Here is a 14,495-nt window from a genome sequence, read left to right as displayed (position 1 = left end):
AGAATATGAATTTAATTCGTTTTGCCTTGCGCAAACCGATATCTATTATGGTATTGGTTATAGGCTTGTTGTTCTTTGGATTTAAATCATCCAAAGAGATTCAGGTGGATATTTTACCTGAAATGAATTTACCTGTGGTGTATATTGCCCATTCATTTAATGGATATACGCCACAACAAATGGAAGGTTATTTTACCAAGATGTATGTAAATATGATGCTTTTTGCCAATGGGATTAAAAGTATCGATACTAAAAATACACAAGGATTGACCTTAATGAAAATTGAGTTTTACGAGGGAACAGATATGGGAGAGGCGATTGCTTCTATCTCAGCCCTGTCCAACCGTTCTGTGATTTTCTTACCTCCAGGCGCTCCACCGCCATTCATTATTCGTTTTGATGCCTCTTCTCAACCTGTGGGACAGTTGGTGTTTCGCTCTGAAACAAAAACGAATAATGAATTGCAAGATATCGCCAATTTCGTGGCACGTCCTTTCTTGATTAAAATTCCAGGGATGACAACGGCACCTCCTTTTGGTGGTTCCCCACGTACGATTGAGATTAATATTGATCCGAATAAACTGCGCACGCACCAGATGAGTCCTGAACAAATCGTGGAGGCGATAAGCAGACAAAACGTAACCATGCCATCAGGAAACGTATATGTAGGAGAAAAGAATTACTTAACTCCGACCAATAATACGCTTAAAACGGTGGAAGAATTTGGTGATATTCCGTTGTTTAAAGGACAAGTAGACAACGTTTATTTACGCGATGTAGCCACGGTAAAAGATGGAGCTGATATTACGACGGGATATGCACTTGTGGACGGAAAACGCTCGGTTTACATTAATATCGCCAAGTCAGGGAAAGCCTCTACTTACGATGTTGTACAACAGTTGAAAAAGTCAATTCCACATATTCAGAATAACCTACCGGATGATGTGAAAATTTCGTACGAATTTGACCAATCAGTCAACGTAATTAATGCGGTAAAAAGCTTAATTGTAGAAGGTGTTTTAGGGGCGCTATTAACAGGATTAATGGTCTTGTTGTTCTTGCGTGACCCAAGAGGAGCCTTGATTGTAATCCTAACGATTCCAATTGCTATTATTTCTTCTGTTTTGTTCTTGAAATTATTTGGACAAACCATCAATATCATGACGTTGTCTGGATTGGCTTTAGCTATTGGTATTTTGGTGGATGAGAGTACGGTAACCATTGAGAATATACACCAACATTTTGCCCTCGGTAAGAGTAAGGTCCAAGCCATTTGGGATGCTTGTAAGGAGATTGCCTTTCCAAAACTATTAATTCTATTCAGCATCTTAGCCGTGTTTGCTCCTGCATTCATGATGACGGGGATTCCAGGTGCATTATTTATGCCTTTGGCTATGGCTATTGGATTTGCGATGACCGTTTCTTTCTTGCTTTCTCAGACGTTTGTACCTATTATGGCGAACTGGATCATGAAATACAATCCAGAGAAACCCGCAATTTCAGAAGAAGCTAAAGGATTTGATAAATTCAAGAATCGCATGGTGGCTCAAATTGAGAAACTGATGCCTTTGAAGAAAATTATTGCCGTGGGTTCTATTGTATTTGCTTTGTTAGCAGTGGCGTTTATGTATCAAAACATCGGTAAAGACGTTTTGCCAACGGTGAATTCAAGTCAGGTACAAATGCGTATTACCGCACCAGAAGGAACGCGTATTGAGCATACCGAAATGAAGGTGAAAAAACTATTAGCTGAATTAGAAGATTTATTTGGCAAGGATAAGATTGCGATTTCATCTGCCTTTGTGGGACAACACCCTTCTTCGTTTGCTGTGAGTCCGATTTACTTGTATAATGCAGGTCCGCATGAAGCCTCTATGCAGATTGCTTTTAAAGATTTTAGCGGAAATACAGATGAATTAAAGGATCAAATTCGCGAGCGCATTCAAGCGACATTACCTGAATTGAAATTGACGTTTGAACCGATCGAATTGACGGAGAAAATTCTAAGTCAAGGAACGAATACACCAATCGAAATCCGCGTTTCAGGGATGATGCGTAAAATGAATATGATGACTGCTAATAAGCTATTGACGAAGTTGAAGGGCATCGATTATATGCGTGATCAGCAGATGCCAATTTCGATGAATTATCCCGCGTATGAGATTAATATTGATCGTGTTCGCGCCGCACAATTGGGATTAGATGCGATGGATATTGCTAAATCATTGGTGGCTACAACGGCTTCATCTCGCTACACAAACCGCAATATGTGGGTAGGAGGTATGATGGGAATTGCCTATGACGTACAAGTACAAATGCCCCAAAATCAATTGAATAGCAAAGAAGAGTTAGAAAATATTCCTTTGAGTAAAAATGCAGATCGCCCTGTATTGAGTGATGTCGCAACGATTACGGAGTCTAAAGTACTGGCAGAGAGTTATAACGAAGGAACTATGGGGTATGTAACTGTAATTGCGAACGTGCATAAAACCGACTTGAATCGCGCCAAAGAAGATGTAGAAAAAGTGATTGCTGAATTGGGAGAATTACCTAAAGGAGTAAACGTGGAATTGATGGGAATGGCACCTGTATTGGATGATACAATGAAAAGTTTAGCCGGTGGTTTATTGGTTGCTATTGTGGTGATTTTCTTGATGCTTACGGCTAATTTCCAATCATTCAAAGTGTCGTTTGTTATCTTAACTACAGTGCCTTTCGTAATGTTGGGATCTTTGTTACTGCTCAAAGCAACTGGATCCACGGTGAACTTACAGTCCTACATGGGAATTATCATGTCCGTCGGAGTATCCATTGCGAATGCCGTGCTCTTGATTAACAATGCAGAAACGCTGCGCAAGATTGGATGGACCTCTACAGCAGCCGCAATTGAAGCAACCAAATTGCGTATTCGCCCAATTGCCATGACTACTTTAGCGATGATCGCAGGAATGCTACCGATGGCTATCGGACATGGAGAAGGAAGTGAGCAAGTAGCTCCATTAGGACGAGCTGTAATTGGTGGATTGTTAGCCTCAACCATTTCGGTATTGGTGATTTTACCCATGGTATTTGCTTGGGTGATGAATAAAGTAAACAGACAATCTCCTTCTTTAGATCCAGAAGATACCGAAAGCATTCACTATATACCGACTGAAAACAAATAAGAATCATGAAAAGAATATATATAACCCTAGTTAGTTTAGTAGTATTAACTGCTTGTGCAGATAAGAAAACGCCAGAAACGGAAGAGAAAAAAGGCGAAACAGGTATGATAATGCCTGGGATGAATAACAAAGAAACGGTGGCTATTGAAAAGAGTAATCCTGTAGTTCCTTTACAGTTACCCGGTGAATTGAGAGCCGATCAACGCACGGAACTATTTGCAAAAGTAAATAGTTATGTGACAGATTTGCGAGTAGATATTGGAGATCACGTAAAAAAGGGCCAAGTATTAATGGTGTTAGAAGCACCTGAAATTCAGGCTCAAGTATCCAATGCTCAAGCGAAGTGGAAAGCTCAAGAAGCAATGTATATTTCGACTAAGGCCACGTACGATCGCACCCTAAAAGCGAATGAAACACCAGGTGCAATTGCTCCGGATTACTTAGAGCAGATTACAGCCAAAATGCTAGCAGATAAAGCCCAGTTGGCTGCTACAAAATCGGCCTATGAAGAGATGCAAAATATTGATCAGTATTTGGTTATTCGAGCACCTTTTGATGGAGTTATTACAGATAGACAGGTCGATAAAGGCGCTTATGTGGGGCCAATGAGTAAAATACCCTTGCTTATTGTAGAAGATATTCATACGCTGCGCTTAAACTTATCTATTGCAGAGGCCAATACACCTTATATCAAAGAAGGGGATACAGTCAAGTTTAAAGTGAGAACCTTGCCTCAAAAGGAATTTACAGGTGTGATAACTCGAAAAGCGGGAAGTTTAGATTTGAAACTGCGTGCAGAGCAAATTCAAGCAGATATCAACAACAAAGAACAGCTGTTGAAACCCAATATGATTGCAGATGTAACCCTACAATTAAAAAGAGAAGAACCGAGTTTCTTTGTGCCTAAATCGGCTTTAGTAGAGAGCAATTTAGGGGTATATGTTATTGAAGTAAAAGATGGAGTTGCGTATCATAGTAAAGTAGCCAAAGGAAGAGTAATGCCAATGATGGTTGAGGTTTTTGGTGAATTAACCGAAGGAACACAAATCCTGAAGATGGCAACAGAAGAAATTATGCATGAACAAAAAATTAAATAAGAAAATGAAAAGACAAGGAATTAAAATCGCAGTAGTATTAGCCGTAAGTATAGTAGCTATTGCGTGTGGAGAAAAAAAACAAGGAGATAACCAACAAGCAGAAGCCGCTTTAGAACAGGTGAAAGAAGAAATGAATCACAGCATGGGAGAGCCTGTTGCGTCTTCTGAGAAATACAAAAAAGGAGATGTGGTTCCCAAGGAGTTAGTTTGTATGGTGAACGATGCTTTTATGGGGAAAAAACAATTAGAAGTAGAGCATGACGGCAAAATATATTACGGCTGTTGTGCGATGTGTCAATCTAGAATTCCAGAGGATGAAAGTGTGCGTTATGCCAAAGACCCTTTCACCTTAGAAACAGTAGATAAAGCCGAAGCTTACATTGTCATGATAGGAGACAACGGTGAAGTTGCTTATTTTAAAAATGAAGCAAATTACCAACAATTTGTAGCAGAGGCACAGGTTAATTAATTTGTTCCATAGGGAAGTAGTTCCTACTTCCCTATATTTTTAAAGTATGAAGCGTGATTTAATTTTATATGTAAAAAACATGGTTTGTCCGAGGTGTATTACCTTGGTACAACAAGAGTTGTTGAAGTTAGAGGTGAAAGGGAAAGTTATGCGTTTAGGCGAAGTGGAGTTGGAAAAACCCCTAACACAATTGCTACATCATCAAATCAAAGAACGATTGTCTCAAGTGGGATTTGAAGTTTTGGATGATGCGAAACAGATTGTGGTAGAACAGGTGAAAACCAAGATTATCGCTTATGTTCAACAGAAACATTTATCTCATTTGAATTTATCCGATTATTTGGCCTCTACTTCTTCCATGAGTTATGCGAGAATTGCCCGATTATTTGTAGCACATACTACCTTAACCATCGAGAAGTATTACATCCTACAACGCATTGAAAAGGTAAAAGAACTGATTTCATATTGTGAGTTATCACTAGAAGAAATTGCACAACAATTACATTATAAAGACGTCAGTCACATGAGCAAACAATTTAAAAAAACAGTCGGGATTCCGCCTTCCCTTTATCGGAAGAATCAAAGGTTTGAACGAAAGTTTTTAGATCATATTATTACTTAATTACTGAATGCTATGCGAATACTTTGTATCGTTTGCTAGTTTGTTGACGAAAAGAGGACCTTGGACAGTCCTCTTTTTTTATCTGTGATTTGTCCTGTTTTTACTCCAAATAGGATCTATACTACACAGGGGGAAAGTCCTACTTTTGTATAGAATAAAAAAACAGATTATGATGAATACGATACTACAACTTATAGGATATTCGATAGTTATCGGAGTAAGTGCAACTATTTTTATGGATTTATATGCCCTTGTATTGAAGAAGGTATTTAACATTCCGTCCCTTAACTATGCATTTTTAGGGAGATGGATTGGCCATTTTAAACACGGGGTATTTAGCCATTCAAACATCATGCAGGCGACGCCTATTGCAGGAGAAAGAGCAATCGGATGGGCCGCTCATTACTTCATAGGAATTACTTTTGCCTTTGTTTTATTGCTTATTTTGGGTGTAGCGTGGGTTGGTCACCCAACGGTGATTCCTCCTCTATTAATTGGAATTCTAACTACTGTAGCGCCATTCTTTATGATGCAACCAGCCTTTGGTTTTGGTATTGCGGCTTCTAAAACTCCACAACCACAAACAGCACGACTCAGAAGTTTAATGGCACATACTATTTATGGTGTCGGACTTTACTTAGGGGGGCTTGTGCTGCATGCAATACTATTTAGTTAATCAGAAAAAGAACCGCCGTATCGTTAGTATCAAAAGTTGTTGCTATCTTTAATATAAATAAAGGGAAGGATGAAAAGCGAAGATAATATCAAAGAAATTCATACGCTAGAAGAATTTAAAGCACTGTATTTTGCTGATCAAGAAGGCAATATTGTGTGTGAAGAATGCTGTACGATTGAATATCAAAGTGGCATCGGGTTTTTGGAGATTTTTACGTTAGAAAACTTATCCCAATTGCCCACTTTTATTGCAGGTAGACAAACGAGAAAACAGTTCTATACCATGGTGCTTATTACAGCAGGAGAAGTGGAGGAGATTATTGGGTATACCAAACATACTTTTACCGCTGGGGATATGTATTTTATTGGTGAAAATCAACTGCATCATATCCAACAATGGAGTGATGACGTGCAAGGATTTATGTGTCTTTTTGATTCAGATTATTTCTTACTTTGTCTAAAACACCAAATCAAGTTAAATAGTTTTCCGTTTTTTCAATTCGGTCAGCAGCCATTTGTGAATTTGGGAGAGCGAGAAGTGTCGATGATGGAACATTTGTTTTGGAAGTTAAACAATGAGAAATGCCAAAAGCAAACCTTCAATGACGACTTGCTTGTACGTATGTTTTTGAATATTATTTTATTGGAAGCAGAACGTATTTACAACCATAAAAAAGTAGAAACACCTTTTGTCTTATCACGTAAAGAACAACTGGTTGCTCGTTTTCAACTTTTAGTGAATCAGAAAATTATAGTACTCAAACAAGTCAATGAATATGCTGCCTTGTTACATGTGCATCCCCATTATCTCAATGATGTAGTCAAAGAGATAACTGGTTTTCCTGCGAGTTACTTCATCCAAAAGCAATTAATTGATGAAATCAAATCTAGGTTAATACAAACCAATGATACGGTGGCTATTATTGCAGGGGATCTCAATTTTACAGAAGAATCCTACCTCGGACGATTCTTTAAAAAACAAGTAGGTGTTACACCTATTCAGTATAGAAAAACACACAAGCAACATTAAGAAGCTTGAAGATATATATATAGAGAACGCAGCGCATTTTCTCTCTTTTTTTATCTAAAAAGGACTATTGCTTAATAAAATGAAATATTGATTTTTGTAAATACAGTGATTGGATAATAATTGTTTGATTTTGTATAAAATTTTAAATAATTAATGTTAATTTTGTCTTGTATTTTAAATATTTTAAAAGATGAAAAAAATTGCAATGGTATTGTCTTTAGGACTTTTATTGGCTTCTTGTTCTCAAGGGCCCAAAGATGTAGCGATTAAGTTTACAGAGAATGTAGCTAAGGGAAAAATAGATGAAGCGAAAAAATACGCAACAGAACCTACAGGAAAATTATTAGAAATGGCAGTATCTTTTGGTGGATTACCAGTTGAGCCTGAGACAAAAATAGAGTTTGTAAAAGATTCTATTGTGGATAGTAAAGCATGGGTAACAGTGAAAAATCAAAAAGGAAAAGAATCAGAAGTTACCTTAGTGAAAATGGATGGAAAATGGTTGGTCAATATGGAACCTCAAAAATAAACCGATGCTTACTTAGTCTTTTTTTACTTTTCGTCTCTTGTACCCAAGCTTCTAAAACAGAGGAATCTGAAATTTTAGTTCCTTTAAAAAATGGAGACTTGATTGTTCGACAAGGAACAGGGTATTTCTCTGATCTTTTTAGACATATGGGATCTCGGGATAAGAAATATTCACATATCGGTATTATCAGTAAAGAGCAAGATTCTATTTTTGTTTATCATATTGAAGCCGATGAATTTACAGGAGAGGGGTTTGCCTTAAGGGAACAGGTGGGGAGCTTTATCAAAAATGCTAAAACCTATACCTTTTTTGAAAATCAAATGGATTCAATAGCTCGAAACGCAATGTTGAATAAAGCGAAAGAATTCGTTCAGTTACAAGTAAAATTTGACTTAAATTTTAATGCAGAAGATGATGATAAGCTGTATTGTACCGAATTAGTGGCAAAATCGATTAATTACGGATTAGATTCAGTATACATCAAACCAACAGCAAGTTTAAAAGGGCGTCTTTTCTACGGATTAGATGATATTTATTCCAAAGACGTTTTTAAAGAAATAGAATAAGAAAGAGAGTATCCCACAAGGATACTCTTTTTTTTGCTGTGATATGTAGGGTTTAACAAGCAAAAAGTGTGAGAATAAAAAGAGATATAACGTGTATTTTTGAAGGTATAAAAGCCAAGTAAGAATTAGTAAATTTTTTGTTGAAACGTTTGTTTATTATTTTATATAACAATAAAAACGTTTGTTTTTTTACGTTAAGTTGTAGGCACAGCACGAGAGTGCTGTGTCTATTTTGTATGATTTAAATATAAAGCAATATAAAATTTGGTTAATATGTTCTTAATAGTACTTTTGCAGCAAATTTTACTACATAATGAAAAAAGCATTTTATATTGTATTGTTTGTTGTTTTAGGAACAGTACAATCGTTTGCACAAACGATCAAAGATTTTAAGCTCTTACAGGGGGAAAAAGAAGTTGAGGTTGTTTTTACCTATGACAATCTTCGTATGATGAAGGAAAACTTTACGGAAGAAGAATATGTACAAAATCACATCAAAAACTTAGAAAAGAAAGATGAAGGATCAGGAGAATTTTGGGTGAAGAGCTGGGAGCGCAGTAAAGAAGAAATTTGGGACCCTAAATTTTTATTGTTAGCGAACAAGTATACCGATAGAAAAATAAAATTTACCAAAAATGCACCGAACTCAAAATACCTCTTATTGGTTGATGTACTGTGGATTTACCCAGGATGGGATGCTGGAATTATGAGACAAGGAGCTAAAGTTACTTCAACATTGAAATTAGTAAGTAGAGAGAATCCAACTGTGGTGTTAGCCTATCATAAATTTGTAGATATGCCTGGAAATCAATTTGGTTCAAACTTTAACAATGAAACTCGAGTTGGAGAAGGATTTGCAAAAACAGGAAAAGAATTTGCAAAAAAAATTGCAAAGAATTTATAAAAATAGAAAAGAGAGGCTTAGTGAATTTTACTAAGCCTTTTTTATGCGTTGTAGGTATAGAAATTAAAAGGCTCATTCTTCTTTGGGTTCGTTTATTTGGCGTATTTTTAGGTATAGGTAAATTTGTTTATCATCCGATTTAAATGCAATGGAGAACTTCATCAAACTAGATCAGCAAAACATCGAACAAGAGCATATTTGTTGTGCTATAGCAGATAAGAAATCGCAGGAAGGATACCAATTAAAGAAAGATTGGTTGAAAAGAGAAATGGAGCATGGCTATGTCTTTCGACGATTAGATGCGAGAGCTAAAGTGTTTATTGAATATGGACCTGCAGCAACAGGTTGGGTACCTGTGTTAGCGCCGGATTATTTGTTGATCAATTGTTTTTGGGTTTCTGGACAATATAAAGGAAAAGGATATGCCAAGCAGCTCCTCCAACTGGCGATTGATGATGCCAAGCAAAACAACTATAAGGGATTGGTAACAGTAGTGGGAACCAAAAAGTTTCACTTTATGAGTGATACCAAATGGTTGTTGAAACAAGGGTTTACAACCCTAGAACAAACAAGTTCAGGCTTTAGTTTATTGGTTTTAAAATTAGATGAAGATGCGGTAAACCCCAAAATTTAATGACAGTGTAAAGACGGGGCGATGTAAAGAAAAAACAGACCTTACAGTATACTATTCGAATCGTTGTCCATTTTCAGCTTTGCATGTGGAACATGCGTTAGTGACAACCGCAAAAAAGCGCAATTTATCCCTGACTATTGTCAAATTGGAATCCAGTGAACAAGCCCAACAAGCACCAAGTCCTGCGACTATTTTTAGCTTATTTTATCAAGGGGAATTTTTGACGACGGATATCAGTGTATGCTTAGATAGTCGATTTGATCTATGCTTAGAAAAACGCCTAAAATAGAGAAATGACGGTTTGGATATCGTCAAAAATATGCACAACTAAATCGCAAAAAAAATCAACCCTCTTAAGATTTGAAACTTTGCCAAGCCCTAAAACGCTGATTGAGGATGGGTTTTAATACCTCATAATTGACCCAAGAATTTTCAAGGCGGTATAAGCTATCATGGTCCAAATAATTATCTATTACTTTGATATTGAAGACCTCTGCATAATCAGAGAGATAGTCACTGTAGGCTTGTGCGAATAGCGTTTCATCATCATAATAATCCTGAATAAAACCATTACCTACCTCATTCAAGTCAGCCGTTGTAAATTTACCATCGCAGCAATCAAATAAAAAATCAACACCCGTTTGTGTTCGATTTTTTACTTGGGTTATTTGCGTGATATTATTTTCTACTTGTTCTTCAGCTACTAGTTCCATTTCAATACACCAGGTTAAAAGCATACCAATATGCGTTGCACCGTTTTCTTTCGCTAAATCCTTTGGAAAATCTCCATTATAATGCCAAGCGGCATCGTCATATTTTGCCATGATGTAGTTTCAATTGTAAGTGTAAAAGTACAGTAAAAAGACTCAAATAGAAACTGAAAATATGGTTTTTATATGCACATAATAAAACGGGAATAAAAGAACGAACAGCATCAAACCAAGGCTGCATTCACGAAAAAAAAGGTGATATTTCGGAGGTGAGGGTTTATATTTTTAGGTATAGATTGGTTTTTAACTGTAATGCATCGTATTCTTGATCTGTAAAAAAAACAGCATAACAAGCTAACATGATAAAAGAGAAATTATCAATTCGCATGAATACTAAGATTCCCAAGTGTAAGAGAATACCTATAAGCAAAACGATTTTTCGTGTAGAATTAAACCAGACGAAAATGGGAAATAACAATTGAAAAACAATCGTAGACCAGGTTAATGCATAAACGAGCATGGGAAATTGGGTGATGTAGTCATTCACGGCATACGCAGAGAAATCACTCGTGTTTAAAATGTAGTAAAGGGCAGTACCATCAAGCCAAACTTCTCCTTGTAGTTTATGTAAACCAGCAAAGAAATAAACAATACAGATTTGAATCATTATGCCAAAAATTGCTACAGCAGTGAGTTTCTTGAGATAGTAATTCGATTCAATCCCTATTTTTTCTACAATTTTAATATAGGGTTTACACAAGCTCTTAGAAGAAATAAAAAAGAAAAAAGGAAGTAGGGCAGTAATGATATTATCCCCACCATCAAGGAGGTAAATATTTCTGAATTTGAATATAAAAAGCAAGAAAAAGAGCAATATAGCCGAAATTCGAGGAAACAAGCCTAAGGTAAAAGTCAAGCTGCATAGAAAGCCTACAAGACAAAAAATGAACACATGACTAGGTTGGTTGAAATCAATGTTTAAAAGTTGTAAGTTATAGTACTGTACAATATCTTGATAGGTTTCGTACGATACAATGCCGTTGTTATCGAAAATAAAATTTCGATGGGTATAATAGGTAATAAAATCCTTCATAAGGCTTAATCCTATTAAGATGCGAAGTAGTATAATACCAGTAGTTCGATGTTCCATTAGTGCTGTTGTATTAAAAAGAGTTTGTCTAATTCTGTATAAATAGTCGTATACGTTTTGGGGAGATGTATATCCGTATTGAGTTGTTCATCCACGAGAAATAGTTTGATAAAAACAGAGTCTTGGGGCTGAATCAAGGATTGAAAATCAGTTTGATTTTGAAAAACAAATTTGGAATAGTTAACAATAGATTCTAACCCTTGACTAATATGGGGGTTATCTTGAATCTTAATGTTGTTACGCTGTAGTTTCACTATATCATTGAAACACCCTGAAAAATATTTTTTTAGTCGTTGATCGATAGAAAAAAAAGAGCTATAACTTCTTGCTCTGATGAGCTGTTGGATATCGATCAAATCACTTTTCTGTGTTACCGTGCTGAATTGGACTAAAAAATAATGATTGCCCATCGGAGGGTTGGGGGAGAACATGCTCCAATTTTGTTCAAAAAAAGGGAGTGCATAGTTTTCTTTAATCTGTTGGATGGTTTCAGATTTAAAATAGCCTTGATCATAAACCTGAATTAGGAGAATAAAAGAGCAGTAAAAAAATAGTACTAGGTATACGAAGTAATGATATAATTTTTTCATAGTGACAAATAAAAAATGAATATATATAGCAATAGGGAGGTGATTAATACGCTGTCCTAGATAAGAAACATAGCATAGCTTAAAAAAGAAGAGTATGCATTTGATACATCCATTAGCGTCATCTTTTTTTTTGTTTCTGTGATTCCACTAACGATTTGTTTGTTGAAACAATTCAAAAAAGAAGTAAGGTCTAATCATAGACCTTACCCTTTACCTTTATCTTTTAGGGATAAATGGATTAAAAGTACTTGCACTATTGTTTGAAGAGGTCGAATTTCGGCTCTCGCTACTAATAGCATTGCTTTTTTCTCCAACTAATGTTGTTTTAGTACCTGTACCAATAGAATTAGCACTGCTTAATCCGATAAGAGTAACAAATGTGAATGCTACTCCAAGAAAAATTGATTTTTTCATGGTTTAAAAAATTAAAATGTTAATAAATAATACTTGTATTGCTTTTGTTTATGAAAGCCTTTTGGATGTAGGTGCTTGCTTATACGTCTCTTTTTAACTAAAAAAATGGCGTTTTACAAACGGTATGATGTTGGGTATTAACCATCATTCGAGAATGAAATGATGCTGTATATCGAATAAATCACGAGTTGATTTATCTGATTTTGTTTTTTCTGCCTCTAGTTGTACCCCCAATCGCAATGTTTTTACCTTGCGTCCAAGATTGAAACAATTGCAGTTTAAATAGGATAAAATGCTAGACTTTTATTGTGCTTTATTTAGTATTGCGATGATTGCATCAACGTTTTGTTCGTTGAGGCAATTTGAAAAAGAAGTAAGGTCTAGTCTTAGACCTTACCCTTTTTCCTTTATCTTCTAGGGATAAAGGCATCAAAAGTGCTTGCGCTATTGTTTGTCGAAGCATTGGAAGTAGAAGAGTTCGCATTTCGACTTTCGCTAGTAATAGCATTGCTTTTTTCTCCAACTAATGTTGCTTTAGTACCTGTGCCAATAGAATTAGCACTACTTAATCCGATAAGAGTAACAAATGTAAATGCTACTCCAAGAAAAATTGATTTTTTCATGGTTTAAAAAATTAAAAAGTTAATAAATAATACTTGTATTGCTTTTGTTTATGAAAGCCTGTAGATGTAGGTGCTTGCTTATCCCTCTCTTTTCAACTAGAAAAGCGAGGTTTTGCAAACGGTATGATATTGGGTATTGATCATCATTTAAGAATGAAATGATGCTGTACATCGAATAAATCACGAATCGATTTATCTGATTTTGTTTTTTAAAAGTAGTACAAAAAATAATCACAAACAATAGGATTTTGATTAAAAATTCCTATTTATTTGAATAATTATTACAATAATTGATTGTTGTTTGAATATAATATTGTTTTGTGTAAAGGGAATTGAGCTACAGTTTGAAAATGAAGCTTGATTTATTGTGATAAGTCACTTAATCCACTTAGTTTCGTATACGGTATAGTATGAATTTTTGCTAGACGCGATACAATGAATGAATTAACAAAAAAGATACGCTTGATTTTCTGGCCCATGGTAAAGCTTACTATACTCGTTATTGTTGGGCTTTCTTTTCTGCATTGGTTGTTGTTTATAGTGGGAAATCTTCCTGTACGAGAAGATGTGTATTTGTTTTTTCTGCCTCTAGCCGTACCCCCAGTTGTGGTTTTTTTTATCTTGCGTCCAAGATTGAAACAGTTGCAGTTTAAACAGGATAAAATGTTGGACTTTTACTGTGCTCTTTTTAGTATTGCGATGATTGCACCAACGATGATTGCTCAAAATTATCTCGATAAGGCCCTAGGGAAATTGACAACGTTAGAAGATATTACCCAAGTAGATAAGGAGCCAAAATCCAAGTATTATACTGTTAATCGCTATCATCTTGATACCAAAAAGGTAGGATGGTATACCGAGATAAAAGCATCTGGAAAGTCAAGTTATGATTTATATTTTCGGGCATACGCTGTATTTCCAATAGTTAAGCGCTATTCGGATCAACCAACCACGGATCATACGTATTGGTTGGGTGTGTCTTATCAAAGAAATACGGGAAATCCTAAGAATGACCTGCAATTGAATATGATTTATCAACGGTTTATACGAGAAGTTCAACATGAATTCAAGGGAACAAACTTTCGAAGTTTTACTTTTCTGGAAGGGTTAGACAAAGCAAAGGACAGAGGGAAATACGCAGCAGCTTTAGCTAATGCGGGGCATACGAATGTTGATGAAGTACTTGTTTTTAAACCGCATGTTGAACACTTTGATTCGCGTATTCAAAATCATCAATTGCTTTGGTTTTTTGTTTCGTTGGGACTTGCATTTGCGCTTTGTTTTGCACTTGTTTTTTTTGCTAAATTGAAAAAATAAC

At 35.8% G+C, this 14,495-nt stretch carries 17 protein-coding genes; 12 read left to right on the top strand and 5 right to left on the bottom strand.

Annotated elements, in window-relative coordinates:
* Positions 1-5 precede the first annotated feature (5 nt).
* The 11 genes from M2306_RS08910 (at position 6) to M2306_RS08860 (ending at position 9,979) form a co-directional block, all read left to right on the top strand.
* The gene (locus M2306_RS08910; protein ID WP_259190641.1) at positions 6-3,164 is read left to right on the top strand and encodes an efflux RND transporter permease subunit; all 3,159 of its coding nucleotides are present in this window, start codon (positions 6-8) and stop codon (positions 3,162-3,164) included.
* 5 nt (positions 3,165-3,169) lie between these two features.
* Positions 3,170-4,261 carry an efflux RND transporter periplasmic adaptor subunit gene (locus M2306_RS08905; protein WP_259190642.1) on the top strand — a complete coding sequence of 364 codons (1,092 nt, stop codon included), beginning with the start codon at positions 3,170-3,172 and terminating at the stop codon, positions 4,259-4,261.
* Between the two features lie 4 nt (positions 4,262-4,265).
* Positions 4,266-4,730 (top strand): hypothetical protein, encoded by a 465-nt coding sequence (locus M2306_RS08900; RefSeq protein WP_259190643.1) that lies wholly within the window; start codon positions 4,266-4,268, stop codon positions 4,728-4,730.
* A gap of 46 nt (positions 4,731-4,776) precedes the next feature.
* Positions 4,777-5,352, top strand: coding sequence for a helix-turn-helix domain-containing protein (locus M2306_RS08895; RefSeq protein WP_259190644.1), 576 nt, complete (start codon positions 4,777-4,779; stop codon positions 5,350-5,352).
* A gap of 172 nt (positions 5,353-5,524) precedes the next feature.
* Positions 5,525-6,028: a DUF2938 domain-containing protein gene (locus tag M2306_RS08890; protein ID WP_259190645.1), complete on the top strand. Its 504-nt coding sequence runs from the start codon at positions 5,525-5,527 to the stop codon at positions 6,026-6,028.
* Positions 6,029-6,097: 69 nt separating this feature from the next.
* Positions 6,098-7,057 (top strand): helix-turn-helix domain-containing protein, encoded by a 960-nt coding sequence (locus tag M2306_RS08885; RefSeq protein WP_259190646.1) that lies wholly within the window; start codon positions 6,098-6,100, stop codon positions 7,055-7,057.
* 190 nt (positions 7,058-7,247) lie between these two features.
* Positions 7,248-7,586: a DUF4878 domain-containing protein gene (locus tag M2306_RS08880; protein ID WP_002991229.1), complete on the top strand. Its 339-nt coding sequence runs from the start codon at positions 7,248-7,250 to the stop codon at positions 7,584-7,586.
* The gene (locus M2306_RS08875; protein ID WP_259190647.1) at positions 7,556-8,152 is read left to right on the top strand and encodes a YiiX/YebB-like N1pC/P60 family cysteine hydrolase; all 597 of its coding nucleotides are present in this window, start codon (positions 7,556-7,558) and stop codon (positions 8,150-8,152) included. The genes M2306_RS08880 and M2306_RS08875 overlap by 31 nt, the downstream gene beginning before the upstream one ends.
* Positions 8,153-8,465: 313 nt before the next feature.
* Positions 8,466-9,056, top strand: coding sequence for a hypothetical protein (locus M2306_RS08870; RefSeq protein WP_115089774.1), 591 nt, complete (start codon positions 8,466-8,468; stop codon positions 9,054-9,056).
* A gap of 148 nt (positions 9,057-9,204) precedes the next feature.
* Complete coding sequence (locus tag M2306_RS08865) at positions 9,205-9,690, top strand: GNAT family N-acetyltransferase (protein ID WP_498882822.1); 486 nt, start codon at positions 9,205-9,207, stop codon at positions 9,688-9,690.
* Positions 9,691-9,775: 85 nt separating this feature from the next.
* Positions 9,776-9,979 (top strand): YoaP domain-containing protein, encoded by a 204-nt coding sequence (locus M2306_RS08860; RefSeq protein WP_498882821.1) that lies wholly within the window; start codon positions 9,776-9,778, stop codon positions 9,977-9,979.
* A 64-nt stretch (positions 9,980-10,043) separates the two neighbouring features.
* On the opposite strand, the gene M2306_RS08855 is transcribed toward M2306_RS08860, so the two are convergent.
* From M2306_RS08855 to M2306_RS08835, 5 genes are all read right to left on the bottom strand, one after another.
* Positions 10,044-10,514, bottom strand: a complete 471-nt coding sequence (locus M2306_RS08855; protein ID WP_259190649.1) for a DUF7832 domain-containing protein — start codon at positions 10,512-10,514, stop codon at positions 10,044-10,046.
* Positions 10,515-10,677: 163 nt separating this feature from the next.
* Entirely contained in the window at positions 10,678-11,550 is an 873-nt protein-coding gene (locus tag M2306_RS08850; RefSeq protein WP_259190650.1) for an HTTM domain-containing protein, read from the bottom strand.
* Positions 11,550-12,140 carry a DUF5819 family protein gene (locus M2306_RS08845; RefSeq protein WP_236594040.1) on the bottom strand — a complete coding sequence of 197 codons (591 nt, stop codon included), beginning with the start codon at positions 12,138-12,140 and terminating at the stop codon, positions 11,550-11,552. Before M2306_RS08845 ends, M2306_RS08850 begins: the two co-directional genes overlap by 1 nt.
* Before the next feature lie 216 nt (positions 12,141-12,356).
* Positions 12,357-12,554, bottom strand: coding sequence for a hypothetical protein (locus M2306_RS08840; protein WP_115089779.1), 198 nt, complete (start codon positions 12,552-12,554; stop codon positions 12,357-12,359).
* Positions 12,555-12,961: 407 nt separating this feature from the next.
* Entirely contained in the window at positions 12,962-13,177 is a 216-nt protein-coding gene (locus tag M2306_RS08835) for a hypothetical protein (protein ID WP_115089780.1), read from the bottom strand.
* A gap of 435 nt (positions 13,178-13,612) precedes the next feature.
* On the opposite strand from M2306_RS08835, the gene M2306_RS08830 reads away from it, so the two are divergent.
* Positions 13,613-14,494: a hypothetical protein gene (locus M2306_RS08830; protein WP_259190651.1), complete on the top strand. Its 882-nt coding sequence runs from the start codon at positions 13,613-13,615 to the stop codon at positions 14,492-14,494.
* Position 14,495 lies beyond the last annotated feature (1 nt).

The organism is Myroides gitamensis, from assembly GCF_029894455.1.
In the GTDB taxonomy this organism is placed as follows: Bacteria; Bacteroidota; Bacteroidia; order Flavobacteriales; family Flavobacteriaceae; genus Flavobacterium; species Flavobacterium odoratum.
Note: the sequence above shows the minus strand (reverse complement) of the source record. Positions and strands in the feature narration are given on the sequence as shown.